Raw genomic sequence first — 17,700 nt, 5'->3', positions numbered from 1 at the left:
GCCATCGCCGACTACTCTTCGCCGCGGGCGCGCGACTCGTAGGCCCTGCGCTGCTCGGCGTCGACGTGGTCGGTGAAGACGTGCTCGCCGCCGAGCGCGCGGTTGAGCCCCTCGGACAGCGCGCGCGGCATGAACTTCTGCGAGGCGATCAGCGCGCCGGCCGTCTTGGTGACCCGCACACGCGGCCTGGGATGCGCCACCAGGTTGACGATCGCCTCGGCGATGTCGGCCGGCTCGGCGTTCTTGATGCCCTTGGCCCCCGACGTGCCGGCGATCAGCTCGGTGTTCACGAACGTCGGCATGACGACCGAGAATTTCACGCCCGTGCTGCGGTATTCGATCCGCGCGGCGTCGGTGAACCCGATCACCGCGTGCTTGCTTGCGCAGTAGGTGGCCGCCCCGGCGATGTAGGTCTCGCCGGCGAGCGAGGCGATGTTGATGACGTGGCCGGATCCGCGGGGCACCATGCGCTGGGCTGCCAGTTTGCTGCCCAGGATCACGCCGTAGACGTTGATGTCGAGGACGCGCCGGGTGACGGCGTCCGGCTCGTCCACGATCCGGCCGAGCGGCATGATGCCGGCGTTGTTGACCAGCACGTCGACCGGGCCGAGCTGGCGCTCGACCTCGTCCAGGAAATCGGAGAACGAGTGCGGGTCGGTGACGTCGAGTTTGCCGTACACGTCCAGGCCGAGCGCGGCGCCGGATTCCTTCACCCGGACCTCGTCGACGTCGCCGATCGCCACCTTGGCACCCAGATTGTGCAACGCGGTGGCGGTGGCCAGCCCGATGCCCCGGGCGCCGCCGGTGATGACGATGACCTTGCCGCGAACCTTCAACCCGACCGATGCCGTGTCTGCCATTTCCCTACCCTCCGAATTCTTGACGGGTGTCAACAGGCGACCCGGTAAGCACAGCACTCGGCGTCGGGCTGCGCAACAACCGTGGATACTGCACCGGTGATCGAGGTGCGCGCGGCGGTCCCCGCCGATGCCGACGAGGTGGCCCGCCTGCACGTGCGGTCGTGGCGGTCGGCGTACCGCGGTCTCGTCGCCGACGAGTACCTGGACAGTCTGACCCCGGAGGCGGTGGTCGATCGGTACGCCTTCGGCCGCGTGGGGTTGCGAATGCCCTCCACCTTGGTCGCCGTCGACGGCCCCGCGATTCGCGGCTTCGCCACCGCGGGCCTGTGTCGCGACGCGGCGTTGCCGAACTTCGGTGAGCTGATGGCTCTTTACGTCGACCCGGCGCACGCGGGTGCGGGGGTGGGCACCCTGTTGCTGGGGGCGGCCCGGTACCGGCTGCGGGCGATCGGCGTGACCGGGGCCGTGTTATGGGTGCTGGACGCCAACGCCCGCGCCCGCCGGTTCTACCAACGAGGCGGCTGGCGGCTCGATGGGGCTTGCCGCACAGAGCATTTCGGTGATGAACCGGCGCGACTGGTGCGTTATCGACTCGAGCCGGTGTAGCGGCGCATCACCAACCCGTCGAGCCCGGAACCCCTTTGAACGGCCCGGTCACCCAGCTGGTGATCCAGCCGCCGTAGAAACCGCCTGGTTGGGGCAGGACGACCTCTCCATTGACCGTGCAGCGGTCGACGTTGGCGGCCATCACCGCGACCGCCCCGGCGATAGCTTCGAATCCCGGCGCCGGACTCAAATAACTCCACGCGGATTTCGGGGCCACGACCCCGCCGGCGAGCAGGTCGTAATAGGTTGCCCTGCCTTTCCATTCACACCACGAGCTCCCGGACGCCCGGCGCAGCGCGCCGTCGGCGAAAGCCTCGCGCGGGAGGTAATAGGTCGGTGGATGACTCGTCTCGAGCACCCGCCAGGCCCGCCGGGTGGAAGCGATGACTTCCCCACCCAACTCGACGGTGATGGGACCGGTGAACGGCTCGACTCTGGGCGGGCGTGGGTACTCCCACACCGACTCCTGGCCGGGTGCGGAACGTCCGGATTCAAAACGGCTCATGTGGGTTGCCTCGACTCGTCGGTCACTTCGTACCTCCGGCCAGGCTACGACCAATCTAGGGCCAGTATTCGTTCATCGGCTGGGCGAATTTATCGTTGTTGGTGAGGCGGGGAAGCTGGAGGGAATCTTCGATGGTGCGCAGCAGGCTGTAGTGGTTGTTGTGGCTGGTGGACACCAAATGACCCTGGCGCATACCCGAATTCGGTGACGGGATGACGATCATCGGGATGTGGTTGCCTTCGTTGCCGTTGGTCAGCGACAGGTTGTTGTAGTCCTCGTCCCACGTGATGAAGATGGCGCTGCGTTGCGTCTGGAAGGCGGGCGAATTGACGATCGTCGGCAGTACCTGCTGCAGAAACTGGTCGCCGGCCTTGATGTTGTACTGATGCGATGTCAGCTGGCTGCCAACGAAGCGCAGGTTGACCGGTCCTTCCATGTTGTTGTTTTCGTCGGCGGCGAACCACACGAAGTTCGGGGTGGTGTTGGCCGAGGCGAGATCCGTGGCCAGCCGCGTCAACGGCAGCACATGCGCCTCACACCGCGGGGTGTTGGACACGATGTCGTGGAACGCGAGGAACGGTAGTTCGCCCGGGGTGTATGGGCCGCTCGACGTCTTGGCGCACGGGGTGGGCATGGACTGCTCATAGCTGGCCCACGTCTTGTTGTTCGCCTCGACGGAGTCGGCCAGGTTGGGCGCGTCGAAGCAGTTCAGTTCGCAGTTGTAGTTGGCGCCGAAGTCGGATCCGCCGAGGATCGGGTAGTAATTGGGCAGGCTCGGGTGCGTCAGGGCGAAGTAGTTGGCCCCGTAGCCGTACGAGCTGATGAGGCTGTTGATGTACGGCGCATTGGGGCTGCCCACAACGTCTTTCACGCCATGGTTTTCCATGTACACCAGGAACACGTGGTCCAGTGGCTTGACCGTCGAGTTGGGCGGCGTGGGCAGCGGCGGGGCGGGCAGCGGGGCGCCGACGGTGAACGAGAGGTTGTCGGCATACGAGTGGTTGTACGCGCCGCCCGCCCAGTGGGTGTCCTTGAAGAGGACGGTCACCCGCGCGCTGCGCGTGCCGGCCGGGATTGTCCCGGTGGTGCTGCGCTCGAACAGCTCATTCTGGAATTCCCGCTGGAACACGGAGACCGGCCCGATTTTCCCTGTGCCCAGCGGTAATTGGCTGGCGGCCAGGAAATCCACGGTGGCCGACGCCTCGGACAGCTCCAGCCTGTTGCCGCCGAGCCAGCCGCTGAACGTGTACGGCACGGTGCCGGTGTCGATGGCCGCCGCGGCACCACTGAGGTCGACGACCTGGGTGATGGTGGACGACGCCACGTTCCCGCCGCCGAAGTACTGGGCGCCGCCGTCGGGAGGCCCGTGCTGGGCGGACGGAAACGCCAGGAACTTCGGCATGGTCGGCCCGGGCGACCCGAGCGGCGAGGGCAGGCGGACCAGGGTGTTGTATTTGATGACCGTCGGCGTTCCCGTCACGGTCCAGCCGGGCATGGTCACCCCGCTGTATCCCGACAATGACGGGTCACCGAGTTCGGCGCCCGGGTTGACCAACAGGTTCGGACTCATCGGGACCAGGGCGCCCACCTTGGGCGCCGTCAACGTCGAAAGCGCAAGCAGGGCGGTCCCGGCGGCAGCGCCGGCCACACGACCAAGGCGACAGAACATTCAGGCTTCACCTCTGTGATTGGGACGCCGCGCATTTGCTCCGTCGATGGTGAGCTACGCCACGCCGCCCGCCTATGTTCTTGCGCGAATCGATACCCAGCGGTTGCCGTTTGGTGACCGAGTCGGTGAAGCCTTGTCACCGAAATCGTGTACGGCGTTCAGCTGATGGCGAGCCACACCAGGCTGGCGCCGCCGGCCAGCGCGCAGTAAACGGCGAACGGCGTCAGGGTTCGGGTCTGGAAGTACCGCGTCAGGAACCGCACGGCGAGGTAAGCGCACACGAAAGAGGCGATGCTCCCGGCGAGCACCTGGCCGCCGATCCCGGCCGCGCGGGGCCCGAACAGTTCCGGGATCTTGTACACGCCGGCGGCCAGGATGATGGGCGTCGCCAACAAGAAGGAGAACCGCGCGGCGTCCTCGTGTGACAAGCCGCGCCACAGGCCGGCCACCATGGTGATGCCCGAGCGGCTGATGCCGGGGAGCAGGGCCAGGATTTGCGCGGCGCCGATCAGGACGCCGCGGCGCAGGGGGAGTTGGGCCAGGCGGTTGTCGACGGCCTCGCCGCTGTGCGCGGGCTCTTCCCCGGCGGTTTGGTCGTGGTCGGGCGTGGGGGAGACGCGCCGGCGCAGCACCTCGCCCGCGTAGAGGGCGATGCCGTTGAGCAAAAGGAAGATCGCCGCGGGGACGGGCTTGCCGAGCGTGGTGCGGAACGTCCGCTCCAGCGCCAGCCCCGCCAGCCCGACCGGGATCGTGGCGCCCACGATCAGCCAGGCGAGCCGCTCGTCTGCGGTCTGGATGCGTCGATACCGCAACGACGACACGAATCCGGCCACGATGCGGAGCCAGTCCCGCCAGAAGAAGACCAGCAACGCGGCCGCGGTGGCCACGTGCAGGCCGACGATGAATGCGAGGTAGGGCGATTCGGGGGCGGAGACGCTCAGGTCCCGGGCCCATCGACCGCCGACCACCGCCGGCACCAACACGGCGTGCCCGAGGCTGGAGACCGGGAACAGCTCGGTGACGCCCTGGAACGCCCCAACCACCACGGCCTCGATGTAGGTCAGGTGCGCGCTCATAGTGGATGCCTCCGTCGGATCGTTTCGCCCATGGCCTCGCCGATCGGCCTGTGACGATAGCCGACGGCCGGTTGGCCCACCCAATCAGCTTGCCCAGTTGGCCTTTTGGGGGGACAACACGGGGCCGGGCCGGATCAGGCACCTGCGGGTACGGTGTGCTGATGTCCGAGGGGTTGCTCGACGCCGTGCGCGTCCTGGACTTGTCGAGCGGCAATGGTGACGCGGTGACGCGCCTGTTCGCCGACCTGGGCGCCGATGTGCTCAAGGTCGAACCGCCGACCGGAAGCCCGGCGCGCGATGCGCCGCCGACGCTCGCCGGTGCGAGCATTCCCTTCGCCGTGCACAACGCCAACAAGCGCAGCGTGGTGCTGGACCCGTTCGACGAGGACGACTGCGGTGTCTTCCTCGACCTCGCCGCGCAGGCCGACATCGTCGTGGACGACGGCTTCTACGGGGAGGCCCCCACATTCGGGACGTCGGTCGAGGAGCTGGCCGCCCAGCATCCGCATCTGGTGGTGCTGTCGATCACCGACTTCGGGGCGACAGGCCCGCGGTCGTTGTGGCGGGCCACCGATCCGGTGCTGTACGCGATGTCCGGTTCGCTGTCGCGATCCGGTCCCACCACCGGGACCCCGGTGTTGCCGCCCGACGGAATCGCGTCGTCCACCGCCGCCGTACAGGCGGCGTGGGCAACTCTGGTTGCCTACTACAACCGATTGCGTTGCGGCACCGGTGAATTCATCGATTTTTCGCGGTTCGACGCCGTCGTCATGTCGCTCGATCCGGCGTTCGGCGCGCACGGCCAGGTCGCCGCCGGCATCCGCCGCACGGGACAGTGGCGGGGCCGCCCGAAGAACCAGGACGCCTACCCGATCTACCCGTGCCAGGACGGGTACGTCCGGCTGTGCGTGATGGCGCCGCGCCAGTGGCGGGGCTTGCGGCGCTGGCTGGGTGAGCCGGCCGATTTCCAAGACCCGAAGTACGACGTGATCGGCGCGCGCTTCGCCGCGTGGCCGCAGATCAGCGAGTTGGTCCAGGCGCTGTTCGCCGGACAGACCATGAAGGAGCTGGTGACCGAGGGGCAGGCCCACGGCGTGCCGATCGCCGCCGTGCTGACGCCGTCGTGGGTGATGGATTCCGAGCATTTCCAGGCGGTGGGTGCGGTCAATGAGGCGGAGCTGGTCCCGGGGGTGCGCACCCGCGTGCCGACCGGCTACTTCCTCGTCGACGGCCACCACGCGGGTTTCCGCAGTCCGGCCCCGGCGGCGGGGCAGGACGGGCCGGGCTGGCGCGGAAACCCCGCGGTGGTGCAGTCACCGTCGGGCCGCATCGGCGACTATCCGTTTGCCGGCGTGCGCATCCTGGATCTCGGCATCATCGTGGCGGGTGGAGAGCTGAGCCGCCTGTTCGGCGACCTGGGCGCCGAGGTCATCAAGATTGAAAGCCCCGAATACCCGGACGGGCTGCGGCAGGCCCGTGCCGGCGACGCCATGAGCGAGTCGTTCGCCTGGACGCACCGCAATCACCTGGCGATGGGCCTGGATCTGCGCAGTCCCGCCGGCAAGGAGATCTTCACCCGGCTCGTCGCGGAATCCGACGCCGTCTTCGCCAACTTCAAGCCGGGAACGCTTACCGCGCTTGGCTTTTCCTACGACAACCTGCGCGCGGTGAATCCGCGCATCGTGCTCGCCGAGAGCAGCGCATACGGCGATCGGGGTCCGTGGAGCACGCGCATGGGCTACGGCCCCCTGGTTCGCGCGGCCACCGGCGTGACCCGGCTGTGGACGGGCGACGATCCGGAGGCGCACGATAGCGGCGCCCGGCACCACTTCTACGACGCGACCACCATCTTCCCGGACCACGTGGTGGGACGGATCACCGCGATCGCGGCGCTGGCCGCGCTGATCCACCGTCATCGCTCGGGCGGCGGGTCGCACGTGCACATCTCGCAGGCCGAAGCCGTCGTCAATCAACTCGACACCCTGTACGTCACCCAGGCCGCGCTGGCCGCGGGCGTGCCGCGAATCTCCGATGACACCAGCTTGCACGCCGTCTATCCGTGCGCCGGGGACGACGAATGGTGCGTGATCTCGATCGGCTCCGACGAGGAATGGCGTTGCGCCGCAGGCGTTTTCCATCACCCCGAATGGGCCGACGATCCGCGCTTCGCCACCGGCGAGGCGCGGCTGGCGAACCGGCGCGAGTTGGTCGGTTTGGTGTCGGCGTGGACCCGGACGCGCACCCCGGTGCGGGCAGCCCAACTACTGCAGTCCTCGGGGGTCGCGGCCGGACCGATGAACCGGCCGCCCGACGTGCTGGAGGACCCGCAGCTGGTCGAGCGAAAACTGTATGCCGAGATGCTGCATCCCCTCGTCGAACGCCCGCTGCCCGCGGAGACGGGCCCGGCGCCGTTCCACCACATCCCGCCGGCCCCGCAGCGCCCGGCCCCCGTGCCGGGCCAGGACACCGTCGACGTCTGCCGACGGGTGCTCGGCATGAGCCCTCCGGAGATCGACCGGCTCGCCGCCGAGGGCGTGCTGTTCGGGCCGCCGTGACGCGCGGCGAACGCGCCCCGCGCGACCCGCCGGATCGATAGCCACGCTAAGTTCGACCCATGACCGTCGACCCCAGGACACCGGTGCTGATCGGCTACGGCCAGGTCAACCACCGCGACGAGATCGACCCGGACAAGCGGTCCGTGGAACCGATGGACCTGATGGCGGCCGCGGCCCGGCAGGCCGCCGATTCGCGGGTGATCGAGGCCGTGGATTCCATCCGCGTGGTGAACATCCTCTCGGCGCAGTACCGGGACCCCGGGCTGCTGCTCGGGCAGCGGATCGGCGCGAGCGACTTCACCACCCTCTACAGCCCCGTCGGCGGCAACGTGCCGCAGTCCCTGGTCAACCAGGCATGCCTGGACATCCAGCGGGGCCGTGCCCAGGTGGTGCTGCTCGCCGGAGCCGAGACCTGGCGCACCCGCCGGGGGCTGCGGGCCCAAGGCGGCAAGCTCGAGTGGACGATCCAGGACGACTCGGTGCCGATGGCCGAGGTCAGCGGCGACGACGTCCCGATGGCCGGCGACGCGGAGATCAGGATCCGGCTGGACCGTCCGGCCTATGTCTACCCACTGTTCGAGCAGGCGCTGCGGATCGCCAACGGCGAGCCCGTCGAGCGGCACCGCAGGCGCATCGGCGAGCTGTGGGCCCGCTTCAACGCCGTCGCGGTCGACAATCCACACGCGTGGATCCGCAAGCCGGTGACCGCCGAGGAGATCTGTGAGCCCGGCCCGCAGAACAGGATGATCAGCTGGCCCTACACCAAGCTGATGAACTCCAACAACATGGTCGATCAGGGCGCCGCGCTCGTCTTGACCTCGGTGGAGCAGGCCCGGCGACTGCAGGTCCCCGCGGACCGCTGGATCTACCCGCAGGCGGGCACCGACGCGCACGACACCTCGGCCATCGCCGAGCGCGACGAGCTGCATTGTTCTCCGGCCATCCGGATCGCCGGCGGCCGCGCGCTGGAGCTGGCGGGCCTGGGCATCGACGACATCGACTATGTCGACCTGTACTCCTGCTTTCCCTCGGCCGTCCAGGTCGCGGCGGCCGAACTCGGGCTTGCCGTCGACGACCCCGCCCGCCCGCTCACGGTCACCGGGGGGCTGACGTTTGCCGGCGGCCCGTGGAGCAACTACGTGATGCACTCCATCGCCACCATGGCGGAGTTGCTGGTGGCCAACCCCGGGCGACGCGGACTGATCACCGCCAACGGCGGCTACCTGACCAAGCACAGCTTCGGCGTGTACGGCACCGAGCCGCCCACCGAATTCCGTTGGGAGGACGCGCAACCGGCGGTCGACCGCGAGCCGACTTGTGCCGGCCTGGTGGAATGGGAAGGCGTCGGCAAGGTGGAGGCGTGGACGACGCCGTTCGACCGCGAGGGACGACCGGAGAAGGCCTTCCTGGCCGTGCGCACGCCCGACGGCTCGCGGACCCTGGCGGTGATTACCGATAGTGCCGCGGCGCAGGCCACGGTGCGGGAAGACATCGGCGGCGCCAAGGTTTCCGTCGCCGCAGACGGCAGCGCCGCGCTGCGATAACCGCCTTCGCCGGGTCTACTGGCGTTTGCTCAGTAACGGTCGCGTAGGTCATGCCGGCTGCCTATTGTTTAGTTTTGAGGTCGGGGGAGGTGAGCCCAGGTGCAGATCCTGGTTACCGACGCCACCGGCGCACTCGGGCGGCTGGTTGCACGGCAGCTGATCGCTGCCGGGCACACGGTCAGCGGCATTGCCGAGCGCCCGCATCCCTGCCTGGATCCCAGCGTCGAATTCGTTTGCGCATCGCTGAGCGACCCCGTCCTGCGTGAGCTCGCCGACGACGCCGACGCGGTGGTTCACCTGGCCCCGGTCGATACGACCGCGCCCGGCAGCTCCGATCTCGAGGGCCTCGCGCACGTGACCGACGTCGCCGCCCGCGCAGGCGCCCGGCTGCTGTTCGTGTCCCAGGCCGCGGGCCGGCCCGAGCTGTACCGGCCGGCCGAGGACCTGGTCGCCACCAGTTGGGGCCCCAGCCTGGTGGTCCGGATCGCCCCGCCGGTCGGCCGCCAGCTCGACTGGATGGTGTGCCGCACCGTGGCCACGCTCCTGCGCACCAAAGTCTCGGCGGAGCCGATGCGGGTGTTGCACGTCGAGGACCTGGTTCGCTTTCTGGTGGCGTCGCTGAACACCGACCGCACGGGTGTGGTGGACCTCGCCTCGCCCGACACCGTCAACGTCGTCACCGCGTGGCGATTGCTGCGGTCCGCCGACCCGCGATCGCGGTTGAACCGGGTGCGCAGCTGGCCGCAGCTCATCCCGGACATGGACATCGCCGGGGTGCAAGAGGATTGGTCGTTCGAGTTCGGCTGGCAGGCGCTCGAAGCGGTCGCCGACACCGCCCGCGGCCTCGTCGGCCGCCAGATCGCCGCCGCGGGCGCCACCGGGCACGGTCGCCAGGTGGCCCTTCCGGTCGAGGTGGTCCCGCGCCCCGGCCCCTCTGGCGACGAGCGCAGCGCGGCGCCCGAGGGCGTCGAGGGCGAATTCGACGACCGGATCGACCCCCGCTTCCCGATCTTCAGTGCGGGCAACCTCGCCGAGGCGCTGCCCGGGCCGCTCACCCCCATCACGCTGGACGTCCAGCTGAACGGACTGCGCACGGCGAATCGGATGCTGGGCCACGTTCTGGCGCTCGGCGGCGTGGTCGGCGACGAGTGGGCAAACCGGGCCATCGCCGTGTTCGGTCACCGGCCCTACGTCGGGGTGTCGGTCAACATGGTCGCCGCCGCGCAGCTGCCCGGCTGGGACCAGGACGCCGTCGCCCGGGACGCGCTGGTGGGCCGGCCGCATGTGGGGGACCCCCTGCCGTTCGGGGAGCCCGCGCTGGCCGGCGGGGCCCTGGGGTCGATCGCCAAAGCCGTCGTCGCGGGCCGGTCGCTGGCGCTCCTGCGCCATCTCAAGTCCGACACCCGCGCTTACTGCGCGGCCGCCGAAACCGAACACCTCGACGCGGCGCAGCTGGCGTCGCTGCCCGATGCCGGCCTGGAGGTTCGGATCGGCTTGCTTCGTGACCGCATTCATCAGGGCTGGATCCTGACCGCGTTATGGCTGATCGACAGCGGTATCACCGCGGCAGCGCTGGAGCGGAGCAACGCGGCGCGCGGTGTGCCCGGGGTGGGCATGATCATGGAAAGCAGCATCGTGGCGTCCGAAACGGCCCAGCTGGCCGCCGTGCTGCGGGCCGACCCGCCGCTGTGTGCGCTGGCCCAGGAGGGCAACCTCGCCAGCATCCGCGCGTTGTCTCCCACGACCGCGGCCGCCGTGGACGCGACCGTCGCCCGCATCGCGCATCGCGGGCCCGGTGAGGCGGAGCTGGCCAGCCGAACGTACGCCGACGACCCGACGATGCTGCTGACGGCCGCCGGGGAAGTCGCCGTGGCCGCCGCCGCGTCGACCGAGCCGGCGTCGCCGACGCTGGCCCAGCGGCTCACCACCAGCGCCCGCGACTCCCGCGAGCTCGCTCATGACGCCACCCTGCGCTTCACCCATCAGCTTCGAATCACGTTGCGGGAATTGGGTTCTCGCCGAGCCGCCGCGGACCTATTCGACGTAGCCGAGGACGTGTACTACCTGACCTGTGACGAGCTGGTCAGCATGCCCGGCGACGCCCGGTTGCGGATCAAACGTCGCCGCGCCGAGCGGGACCGGTTGCAGGCGCAGCGCCCGCCCGAGGTCATCGACGGGGCGTGGGCCCCCGTCGACCAGATCTCCGATTAACCCAGCAGATCGCGCAGGTACAGCGCGTTGCGCACCGCGTGGCCGCCCAGGTCGTTGTTAAAATACATCCACACGTCTTTGCCGTCGTCGCTCCACGCGATGATTCGCTCCGCCCACTCCCGCAGCTGGTCGTTGGAGTAGGAGCCGGCATAGATCGCGTCCTGATCCGGACCGTGCATGCGCACGTACACCAGATCGGTGGTGGCGCGCGGCACGCACGCCAGTCCGGCGCCGCTCATCACCACGTAGGCGGCGCGGCGCCGTTCCAGCAACTCGTAGACGCCCTCGTGGTTCCAGGACGGGTGGCGCAGCTCGACGGCCACCCGGATCGACTCCGGCACGGCCTCCAGAAAGGCGTCCAGGCGCGCGTCGTCGCGCTGCTGCTCGGGGTGCAGCTGCACGAGTAGCACCCCGCGGCGATCACCGAGCAGTTCCCAACAACGCTCGAAGCGCTCGATCCACGTGCCGAACGACGCCAGGCGACGGTAGTGCGTCAGTCCTCGATGCGCCTTGACGGACATCTTGAAGCCGTCCGGCAGCTTGTCGCGCCATCCCGCGAAGGTCGTATCCTTCGGCCACCGATAGAAGCTCGCGTTCAGCTCGACGGTGTCGAACACCTCGACGTAGCGCGCCAGCCGGCGCGCGGCGGGCAGGCCCGGCGGGTACAGCACGTCCGCCCAATGGTTGTACGACCACCCGGAGGTACCGATGCGTACGGTCAACCGGTCACCTGCCGACGCACGCCGTCGTCCAGCGACACCCTGATGAGCGCGGCGGCGAGCCTCGCATTGGCCTGCGGCGCAAGGGCTCCCAGCCTTGCCGGTTGTGCGGGCAGACCCAGTTGCTTGGCCGCGGCGGTGGCGCGGTCGTCGAAATACGGCCGCAGCCAGGTCCAGACGTCCTGCACCTCGCGCAAGAAGATGTCGGCGCCGGTGTCCCCAATTCCCTTGAACTGCTTGAGCAATCGTTTCGCCGAGGGGGCGTCGTGTTGGCTGCGTTCGGCCAGCGCGCGCAGATCGCCGGAATATTCGTCGCGCACGCGCTGGGCCATGTCGGTGAGCCGGGTGGCCGAACTTTCGTCGTAGCGCACGTAGTGGGCCCGGCCGAAGGCGTCGATCATGGTCTGCCGGTCGGCGTCCAGCACGGCCGCGGGGGTGCGCAGACCCGCCTCGAACAGCTCCCGCCCGGCCGCCATGGCGATGGCGGCATCGATCGGCTTGCTGGCCAGCATGCACACCACCAGCAGCTGAAATAACGGCATCGGCTTGTCGCCGAGCTTGATTCGCGCCTCGGCCGCGTAGGTGGTGCCGGCGACGTCGAGCAGTCGTCGCACCAGTCGCTCGCGGTTCGGCATACCCGACCACGTACCCGCACCGGGTGTCAGCAAACCGCGCCGGTCACTTGGCGGGCAGGCTGCGCGCGTAGCCGACGCCGCGCGTCACCCAGCTCTGCAGCTGGCGTTTGGTGCGCACGCCTGCGGCGTCCACCCGCACCCAGCCGCGGACGTCGCGGCCTGCCATCACCATGGGGCTGACGTGGTCTCGCTGCAGCACTTTGTCGAGGTCGTCCTTCGGGACCCTGACCAGCAGACCGCCCTGGCCGCTGACCGCCACGGACATGTTGCCGTTGACCAGGAACGCAAGGCCGCCGAACATGCGCTTCTCCTCGATGCCGTGCTCGGAGGCCACGAGCTCGCGGATTTCGTTCGCCAGGTCTTCGTCGTAGGCCATGCGGCGCGTCAGTCCAGATCCACCCGAATGGTCAGCAAGTCGCTGCCCATCAGGCGCACCACCGCGCTGTTGAGCCGCGGCAGGTCACCCAGCCGGCGCAGGGGGTCGTCGTCGGGCAGTAGATGCGCGGTGCCGCTGCGCCATTGGCCGCCGATGCGCACCCGAACGGCGGGATTGGCCTTGATGTTGCGGACGTAGTCGGAGTGTTCGCCGTGTTCGGAGACCATCCAGAACTGATTGCCGACCAGGCGCCCGCCGACGGCGGTGCGCCGCGGCCTGCCGCTCTTGCGGCCGGTGGTTTCCAAGCTGATTCCGGGCATTTGTCGGCCCACCGGGTTGACGAGCAACCGCTGCACGCGGTGGACCACTTGGCGTTTGAGACTCACGGGTCCATTCAACGCCGAGCGTGCCGCCGCTGTCACCGTGCAACGAAACAGCCGCCCCCTTTCGGGGGCGGCTGCACGTCGTTAGCTACCGGACTTTAACGCGGAGAGCCGACGTTTCCGCCGACGCTGCCGCCGGCGTTGGCACCGCCGACGGGCGTGTACGCCTGGAACCCGGTAGACGTCTGGACGCCCCACTGACCGAGGTCAGGGTTGAACACGACCGGAAGCTGGGCTCCGTCCGGGTCACCCACTGGCGGGACCCAGGTGGCCGGTAGGCCGTAGCGGCCCGGGTCGTTGTAGTGCCCCGGCGGCGGGAAGTTGTCGTGTCCCGGGGGAAGCGGGCTGCCAGGCGCGTTGCAGTTCACGCCCGGCGCGCCGGGGTTACAGATCGGCTGTCCCGGCACATGCTGGCCCGGCAGGTCATCCCGGTCGCCGCCCGGGACGTTCGGACCCGGAATGCCCGGATTCGGCACATTCGGGCCATCCGGGCCGGCTTGTGCGATGCCGGCGCCGATGCCGAGCGCCGCGGACGTAATGGTTCCGGCCATGATTGTGCCGGCTGTGATTTTGCTCAGATTCATCAGTGAACCCCCTTGTCGAGCAGTTTGGCTGCCTGAACAGCAGCTGAACCAATTGACTTGGTGATTCGCTCACCCCACCGCCCTCATCGGGCAGTCGAACCTCCAACCCCGCAGATACCCGGGTGTCGGACGTCGAAAACCTCTTCGCCGTATTTGCTGGCCTCACGCAGGCCGGGGGGCGGGAACGCCGACGGCGCGCAACACCCATTCACGCGGGACCGAGAAACTCAGCGTCCGACGGGGGAGGGTGGTCAGCACCGGCTCCGGAATCGCCGTCTTGTAGTGCAGCGACAGCTGACCCGTGAAGGCGGGATCGACCTGGCCGACGTCGACGTTGACCGCTATTCCGGTCGACGAGATCTCGGCTCCAACCGGGCCCTCCTGCGGAGCATCCCAGCGCTGGTCGATGGCCCGCCCGGCGAGCTTGGGCACCGTGGACAGCGTGCCGAGCACCCGCTGGGAGGTGAGCACGAGGGAGCCGACGTAACTGCGGACGCTGCCCTTGGAAACGAGCCCCGGCACCGAGCCGCCGAACCGGAAGGTGACGGGGACGTATTCGGCCAGCAGGAGGATCCCCTCCGGTTCGACCTCTGCTCTCATGTCGGCGGGAAGGTTGCCAATGCGTAGCAACCTTCGCAAGATCACGGCCATTCACGGACCTTAACGCGGTTGGCCGGGATGCGCGCGAGTTTGCTGCGCATCCCGGCCAAGCTCAGCTCAAGCGGCGACCGTCGCGGTCTGCGCGACCGGTTCCAGCGCCTGAGCAACGATGTCGGCGACATCGGTCATCGGCCGCACGTTGAGCGCGCCGAGCACCTCGGCCGGCACGTCATCCAGATCCGGCTCGTTGCGCGACGGGATGAAGACGGTCGAGAGGCCGGCCCGCTGGGCCGCCAGCAACTTCTGCTTCACGCCGCCGATCGGCAACACCCGGCCGTTCAGCGTGACCTCGCCGGTCATGCCGACATCTGAGCGGACCTGCCGTCCGGTGGCCATCGACACCAGGGCGGTAACCATGGTGACGCCGGCCGACGGGCCGTCCTTGGGCACCGCGCCGGCGGGCACGTGGACGTGAATGCGCCGGTCCAGGGCCTTGGGGTCGACGCCCAGCTCGGTGGCGTGGGAGCGCACGTAGGACAGCGCGATCTGCGCCGACTCCTTCATCACGTCACCCAACTGACCGGTGAGCTGCAAGCCCGCCTCGCCGTCCGTTGCGCCGGCTTCGATGTAGAGCACGTCGCCGCCCAGGCCCGTGACGGCCAGGCCGGTGGCCACGCCCGGCACGGCCGTGCGTTCGGCCGATTCCGGGGTGAACCGCGGACGACCCAGGTAGTCGACCAGATCCGGCTCGTCGATCGTGATCGGCTCGGGGGCCTCGGCCAGCTTGGTGGTCACCTTGCGGAGCGCCTTGGCCAGCAGCCGCTCGAACTGCCGCACGCCGGGCTCCCGCGTGTAATCGGCGGCGATCTTGCGCAACGCGGCGTCGGTCAGCGTCACCTCGTCCTCGGTCAGCGCCGCCCGCTCCCGCTGCCGTGGCAGCAGGTAGTCCCGCGCGATGGCGACCTTGTCGTCCTCGGTGTAGCCGTCGATCTGCACCAGCTCCATGCGGTCCAGCAGGGCCGACGGGATGTTCTCGATCACGTTGGCGGTGGCCAGGAACACCACATCGGACAGGTCCAGGTCCAGATCCAGGTAGTGGTCGCGGAACGTGTGGTTCTGCGCCGGGTCGAGCACCTCGAGCAGCGCAGCGCTCGGGTCGCCCCGATAGTCGGATCCGACCTTGTCGATTTCGTCCAGCAGCACAACGGGATTCATGGTCCCGGCCTCGCCGATCGCCCGCACGATCCGGCCCGGCAGCGCGCCCACATAGGTGCGGCGGTGTCCGCGGATCTCGGCCTCGTCGCGCACACCGCCCAGGGCGACGCGCACGAACTTGCGGCCCAGCGCCCTGGCGACGCTCTCGCCCAGCGACGTCTTGCCGACGCCGGGGGGACCGGCCAGCACCATCACCGCGCCGGAGCCGCGACCGCCGACCACCTGCAGCCCGCGCTGAGCGCGGCGGGCCCGCACGGCCAGGTACTCGACGATGCGGTCTTTGACGTCGTCCAGCCCGTGGTGGTCGGCGTCCAGAACGCCGCGCGCGGCCTTCAGATCCGTCGAGTCCTCGGTCCTGACGTTCCAGGGCAGGTCGAGCACGGTGTCCAGCCAGGTGCGGATCCAGCCGCTCTCCGGGCTCTGGTCGCTTGACCGTTCCAGCTTGCCGACCTCGCGCAGCGCGGCCTCCCGCACCTTCTCGGGCAACTCCGCGGCCTCGACACGCGCCCGGTAGTCATCGGAGCCGTCGGGCTCGCCTTCCCCGAGTTCCTTGCGGATGGCCGCCAGCTGCTGGCGCAGCAGGAACTCCTTCTGCGTTTTCTCCATGCCCTCGCGCACGTCCTCGGCGATCTTGTCGTTGACCTCGACCTCCGCCAGGTGGGCGCTGGTCCAGTCGATCAGGACCCGCAACCGCTCGGCGACGTCGACGGTCTCGACCAGCTGCCGCTTCTGCTCGCTGGACAGGTAGGACGCGTACCCGGAGGTGTCCGCCAGGGCCGACGGGTCGGTCAGCCGGTTGACGTAGTCGATGATCTCCCAGGCCTCGCGCCGCTGCAGCATGGCCAGCAGCAGCTTCTTGTACTCCGCTGTCAGCGCCTTGATCTCGTCCGTCGTCTCCGCCTCGGGGACCTCGGTCACCTCGACCCACAGCGCCGCGCCGGGCCCGGACGCTCCGGTCCCGATCTGCGCCCTGCGTTCGCCGCGGACCACGGCCGCGGTGCCCCCGCCCGCGATGCGGCCGACCTGCAGGATCTTCGCGATCACACCGTGCGACGGGTAGCGGTCGTCGAGCCGGGGCGCGATCAGCAGCTGCCCCGATTCGCTCGCCTGAGCGGCGTCGATCGCCGCGCGCGCGGTGTCGTCGAGCGCGATCGGCACGACCATTCCGGGCAACACAATGGTGTCAGTGACGAACAGCACCGGCACCGATTTGGCTTCAGCCATCAATCCTCCAAAATCTGAGTCTGATGCGCTCAACCCAGCCCGGTGCCGGTTTGTTCCCGGGCGTGGTTTCGCCACGAGCGTGCGGCTGGCCGCACGTTCGGGACGCGGGTGCGCCGCCGTTACGCTGGCGGCGAAATCGGCCCGAACCGCCGCAACTGGGTCACGTGCTGCGGCGAAAGCTCTTCGAGGCAGGTGACACCGAGAAGCCCCATCGTCCGGATGATCCCGCTCTGGAGGATCTCGATGGCGCGGGTCACCCCCGCCTCGCCACCGGCCATCAGCCCGTACAGGTAGGCGCGCCCGATCAGCGTGCACCGCGCACCCAGCGCGATCGCCGCGACGATGTCGGCGCCCGACATGATGCCGGTGTCGACCAGGATCTCGGTGTGCTTGCCCAGCTCACGGGCCACGGTGGGCAGCAGGTGAAAGGGTACCGGGGCCCGATCCAGTTGCCGCCCACCATGATTCGACAAGACGAGGCCGTCGACGCCGCGATCGACGACGGCGCGGGCGTCCTCGAGCGTCTGGATGCCCTTGACCACCAACTTGCCCGGCCACTGAGCCTTGATCCACTCGAGGTCGTCGAAGGTCAGGCTGGGGTCGAACATCGTGCTGAGGTACTCGCCGACGGTGCCCGACCAGCGATCCAGCGATGCGAAGGACAGCGGCTCGGTGGTCAGCAGGTCGAACCACCACTTCGGGTGCGGCACCGCGTCCAGCACGGTGCGCAGCGTCAGCGTCGGCGGGATGGTCATTCCGTTGCGGTTGTCACGTAGCCGCGCGCCCGCGACCGGGACGTCGACGGTGGCCAGCAGGGTGTCGAACCCCGCGTCGGCCGCGCGCTTCACCAGCGCCATCGAGCGGTCGCGGTCGCGCCACATGTAAAGCTGAAACCACTTGCGCCCCTGGGGAACAGCGGTCTCCAGGTCTTCGATCGC

16 protein-coding genes are annotated in these 17,700 nt (G+C 69.1%); 4 read left to right on the top strand and 12 right to left on the bottom strand.

Going from position 1 to position 17,700, the window contains the following annotated elements:
* Positions 1-11: 11 nt before the first annotated feature.
* Positions 12-860, bottom strand: coding sequence for an SDR family oxidoreductase (locus A5691_RS21195; protein WP_067760766.1), 849 nt, complete (start codon positions 858-860; stop codon positions 12-14).
* A gap of 96 nt (positions 861-956) precedes the next feature.
* On the opposite strand from A5691_RS21195, the gene A5691_RS21190 reads away from it, so the two are divergent.
* Positions 957-1,466 carry a GNAT family N-acetyltransferase gene (locus A5691_RS21190; RefSeq protein WP_067778389.1) on the top strand — a complete coding sequence of 170 codons (510 nt, stop codon included), beginning with the start codon at positions 957-959 and terminating at the stop codon, positions 1,464-1,466.
* Between the two features lie 7 nt (positions 1,467-1,473).
* On the opposite strand, the gene A5691_RS21185 is transcribed toward A5691_RS21190, so the two are convergent.
* The 3 genes from A5691_RS21185 to A5691_RS21175 all read right to left on the bottom strand — a co-directional run bounded on the left by A5691_RS21185 (position 1,474) and on the right by A5691_RS21175 (position 4,716).
* On the bottom strand, positions 1,474-1,971 hold the full coding sequence (locus A5691_RS21185; protein WP_068015773.1) for a DUF427 domain-containing protein: 498 nt from the start codon (positions 1,969-1,971) through the stop codon (positions 1,474-1,476).
* Between the two features lie 55 nt (positions 1,972-2,026).
* A complete protein-coding gene (locus A5691_RS21180) occupies positions 2,027-3,619 on the bottom strand; it encodes an alkaline phosphatase family protein (RefSeq protein ID WP_231975439.1) in 1,593 nt (530 codons plus the stop codon).
* Between the two features lie 179 nt (positions 3,620-3,798).
* Positions 3,799-4,716, bottom strand: coding sequence for an undecaprenyl-diphosphate phosphatase (locus A5691_RS21175; RefSeq protein ID WP_067760775.1), 918 nt, complete (start codon positions 4,714-4,716; stop codon positions 3,799-3,801).
* A 161-nt stretch (positions 4,717-4,877) separates the two neighbouring features.
* On the opposite strand from A5691_RS21175, the gene A5691_RS21170 reads away from it, so the two are divergent.
* The 3 genes from A5691_RS21170 to A5691_RS21160 all read left to right on the top strand — a co-directional run bounded on the left by A5691_RS21170 (position 4,878) and on the right by A5691_RS21160 (position 11,026).
* The gene (locus A5691_RS21170) at positions 4,878-7,271 is read left to right on the top strand and encodes a CaiB/BaiF CoA transferase family protein (protein WP_369827051.1); all 2,394 of its coding nucleotides are present in this window, start codon (positions 4,878-4,880) and stop codon (positions 7,269-7,271) included.
* 59 nt (positions 7,272-7,330) lie between these two features.
* Complete coding sequence (locus tag A5691_RS21165; RefSeq protein ID WP_068015779.1) at positions 7,331-8,815, top strand: acetyl-CoA acetyltransferase; 1,485 nt, start codon at positions 7,331-7,333, stop codon at positions 8,813-8,815.
* Positions 8,816-8,914: 99 nt separating this feature from the next.
* Positions 8,915-11,026 carry an NAD(P)H-binding protein gene (locus A5691_RS21160; RefSeq protein ID WP_068266786.1) on the top strand — a complete coding sequence of 704 codons (2,112 nt, stop codon included), beginning with the start codon at positions 8,915-8,917 and terminating at the stop codon, positions 11,024-11,026.
* On the opposite strand, the gene A5691_RS21155 is transcribed toward A5691_RS21160, so the two are convergent.
* The 8 genes from A5691_RS21155 to A5691_RS21120 all read right to left on the bottom strand — a co-directional run.
* A complete protein-coding gene (locus A5691_RS21155; protein ID WP_068019263.1) occupies positions 11,023-11,748 on the bottom strand; it encodes a DUF72 domain-containing protein in 726 nt (241 codons plus the stop codon). The two genes, A5691_RS21160 and A5691_RS21155, sit on opposite strands and share 4 nt — an antisense overlap.
* Complete coding sequence (locus A5691_RS21150) at positions 11,745-12,380, bottom strand: endonuclease (protein ID WP_067889939.1); 636 nt, start codon at positions 12,378-12,380, stop codon at positions 11,745-11,747. The genes A5691_RS21155 and A5691_RS21150 overlap by 4 nt, the downstream gene beginning before the upstream one ends.
* Before the next feature lie 43 nt (positions 12,381-12,423).
* Complete coding sequence (locus A5691_RS21145; protein ID WP_067889940.1) at positions 12,424-12,756, bottom strand: TfoX/Sxy family protein; 333 nt, start codon at positions 12,754-12,756, stop codon at positions 12,424-12,426.
* Between the two features lie 8 nt (positions 12,757-12,764).
* On the bottom strand, positions 12,765-13,142 hold the full coding sequence (locus A5691_RS21140) for a nitroreductase family deazaflavin-dependent oxidoreductase (protein WP_067760789.1): 378 nt from the start codon (positions 13,140-13,142) through the stop codon (positions 12,765-12,767).
* A gap of 95 nt (positions 13,143-13,237) precedes the next feature.
* Positions 13,238-13,723 (bottom strand): hypothetical protein, encoded by a 486-nt coding sequence (locus A5691_RS28795; RefSeq protein ID WP_067760795.1) that lies wholly within the window; start codon positions 13,721-13,723, stop codon positions 13,238-13,240.
* A gap of 162 nt (positions 13,724-13,885) precedes the next feature.
* Positions 13,886-14,374, bottom strand: a complete 489-nt coding sequence (locus tag A5691_RS21130; RefSeq protein WP_068019266.1) for a hypothetical protein — start codon at positions 14,372-14,374, stop codon at positions 13,886-13,888.
* 66 nt (positions 14,375-14,440) lie between these two features.
* The gene (lon, locus tag A5691_RS21125; protein WP_068266784.1) at positions 14,441-16,762 is read right to left on the bottom strand and encodes an endopeptidase La; all 2,322 of its coding nucleotides are present in this window, start codon (positions 16,760-16,762) and stop codon (positions 14,441-14,443) included.
* A gap of 119 nt (positions 16,763-16,881) precedes the next feature.
* The coding region (locus tag A5691_RS21120) for an alpha-hydroxy acid oxidase (protein WP_068018125.1) at positions 16,882-17,700 on the bottom strand (819 nt) is incomplete at its 5' end.

This window comes from Mycobacterium sp. E183 (assembly GCF_001667735.1).
In the GTDB taxonomy this organism is placed as follows: Bacteria; Actinomycetota; Actinomycetes; order Mycobacteriales; family Mycobacteriaceae; genus Mycobacterium.
This window is presented reverse-complemented; position numbering and strand designations above follow the sequence as displayed.

Excerpts from the sequence above, each read along its gene's own strand:
- A5691_RS21195 (WP_067760766.1), bottom strand. The coding sequence starts at position 860 with ATGGCAGACACGGCATCGGTCGGGTTGAAGGTTCGCGGCAAGGTCATC.
- A5691_RS21185 (WP_068015773.1), bottom strand. The coding sequence starts at position 1,971 with ATGAGCCGTTTTGAATCCGGACGTTCCGCACCCGGCCAGGAGTCGGTG.
- A5691_RS21175 (WP_067760775.1), bottom strand. The coding sequence starts at position 4,716 with ATGAGCGCGCACCTGACCTACATCGAGGCCGTGGTGGTTGGGGCGTTC.
- A5691_RS21170 (WP_369827051.1), top strand. The coding sequence starts at position 4,878 with ATGTCCGAGGGGTTGCTCGACGCCGTGCGCGTCCTGGACTTGTCGAGC.
- A5691_RS21165 (WP_068015779.1), top strand. The coding sequence starts at position 7,331 with ATGACCGTCGACCCCAGGACACCGGTGCTGATCGGCTACGGCCAGGTC.
- A5691_RS21150 (WP_067889939.1), bottom strand. The coding sequence starts at position 12,380 with ATGCCGAACCGCGAGCGACTGGTGCGACGACTGCTCGACGTCGCCGGC.
- A5691_RS21145 (WP_067889940.1), bottom strand. The coding sequence starts at position 12,756 with ATGGCCTACGACGAAGACCTGGCGAACGAAATCCGCGAGCTCGTGGCC.
- A5691_RS28795 (WP_067760795.1), bottom strand. The coding sequence starts at position 13,723 with ATGAATCTGAGCAAAATCACAGCCGGCACAATCATGGCCGGAACCATT.
- A5691_RS21130 (WP_068019266.1), bottom strand. The coding sequence starts at position 14,374 with ATGGCCGTGATCTTGCGAAGGTTGCTACGCATTGGCAACCTTCCCGCC.
- lon (WP_068266784.1), bottom strand. The coding sequence starts at position 16,762 with ATGGCTGAAGCCAAATCGGTGCCGGTGCTGTTCGTCACTGACACCATT.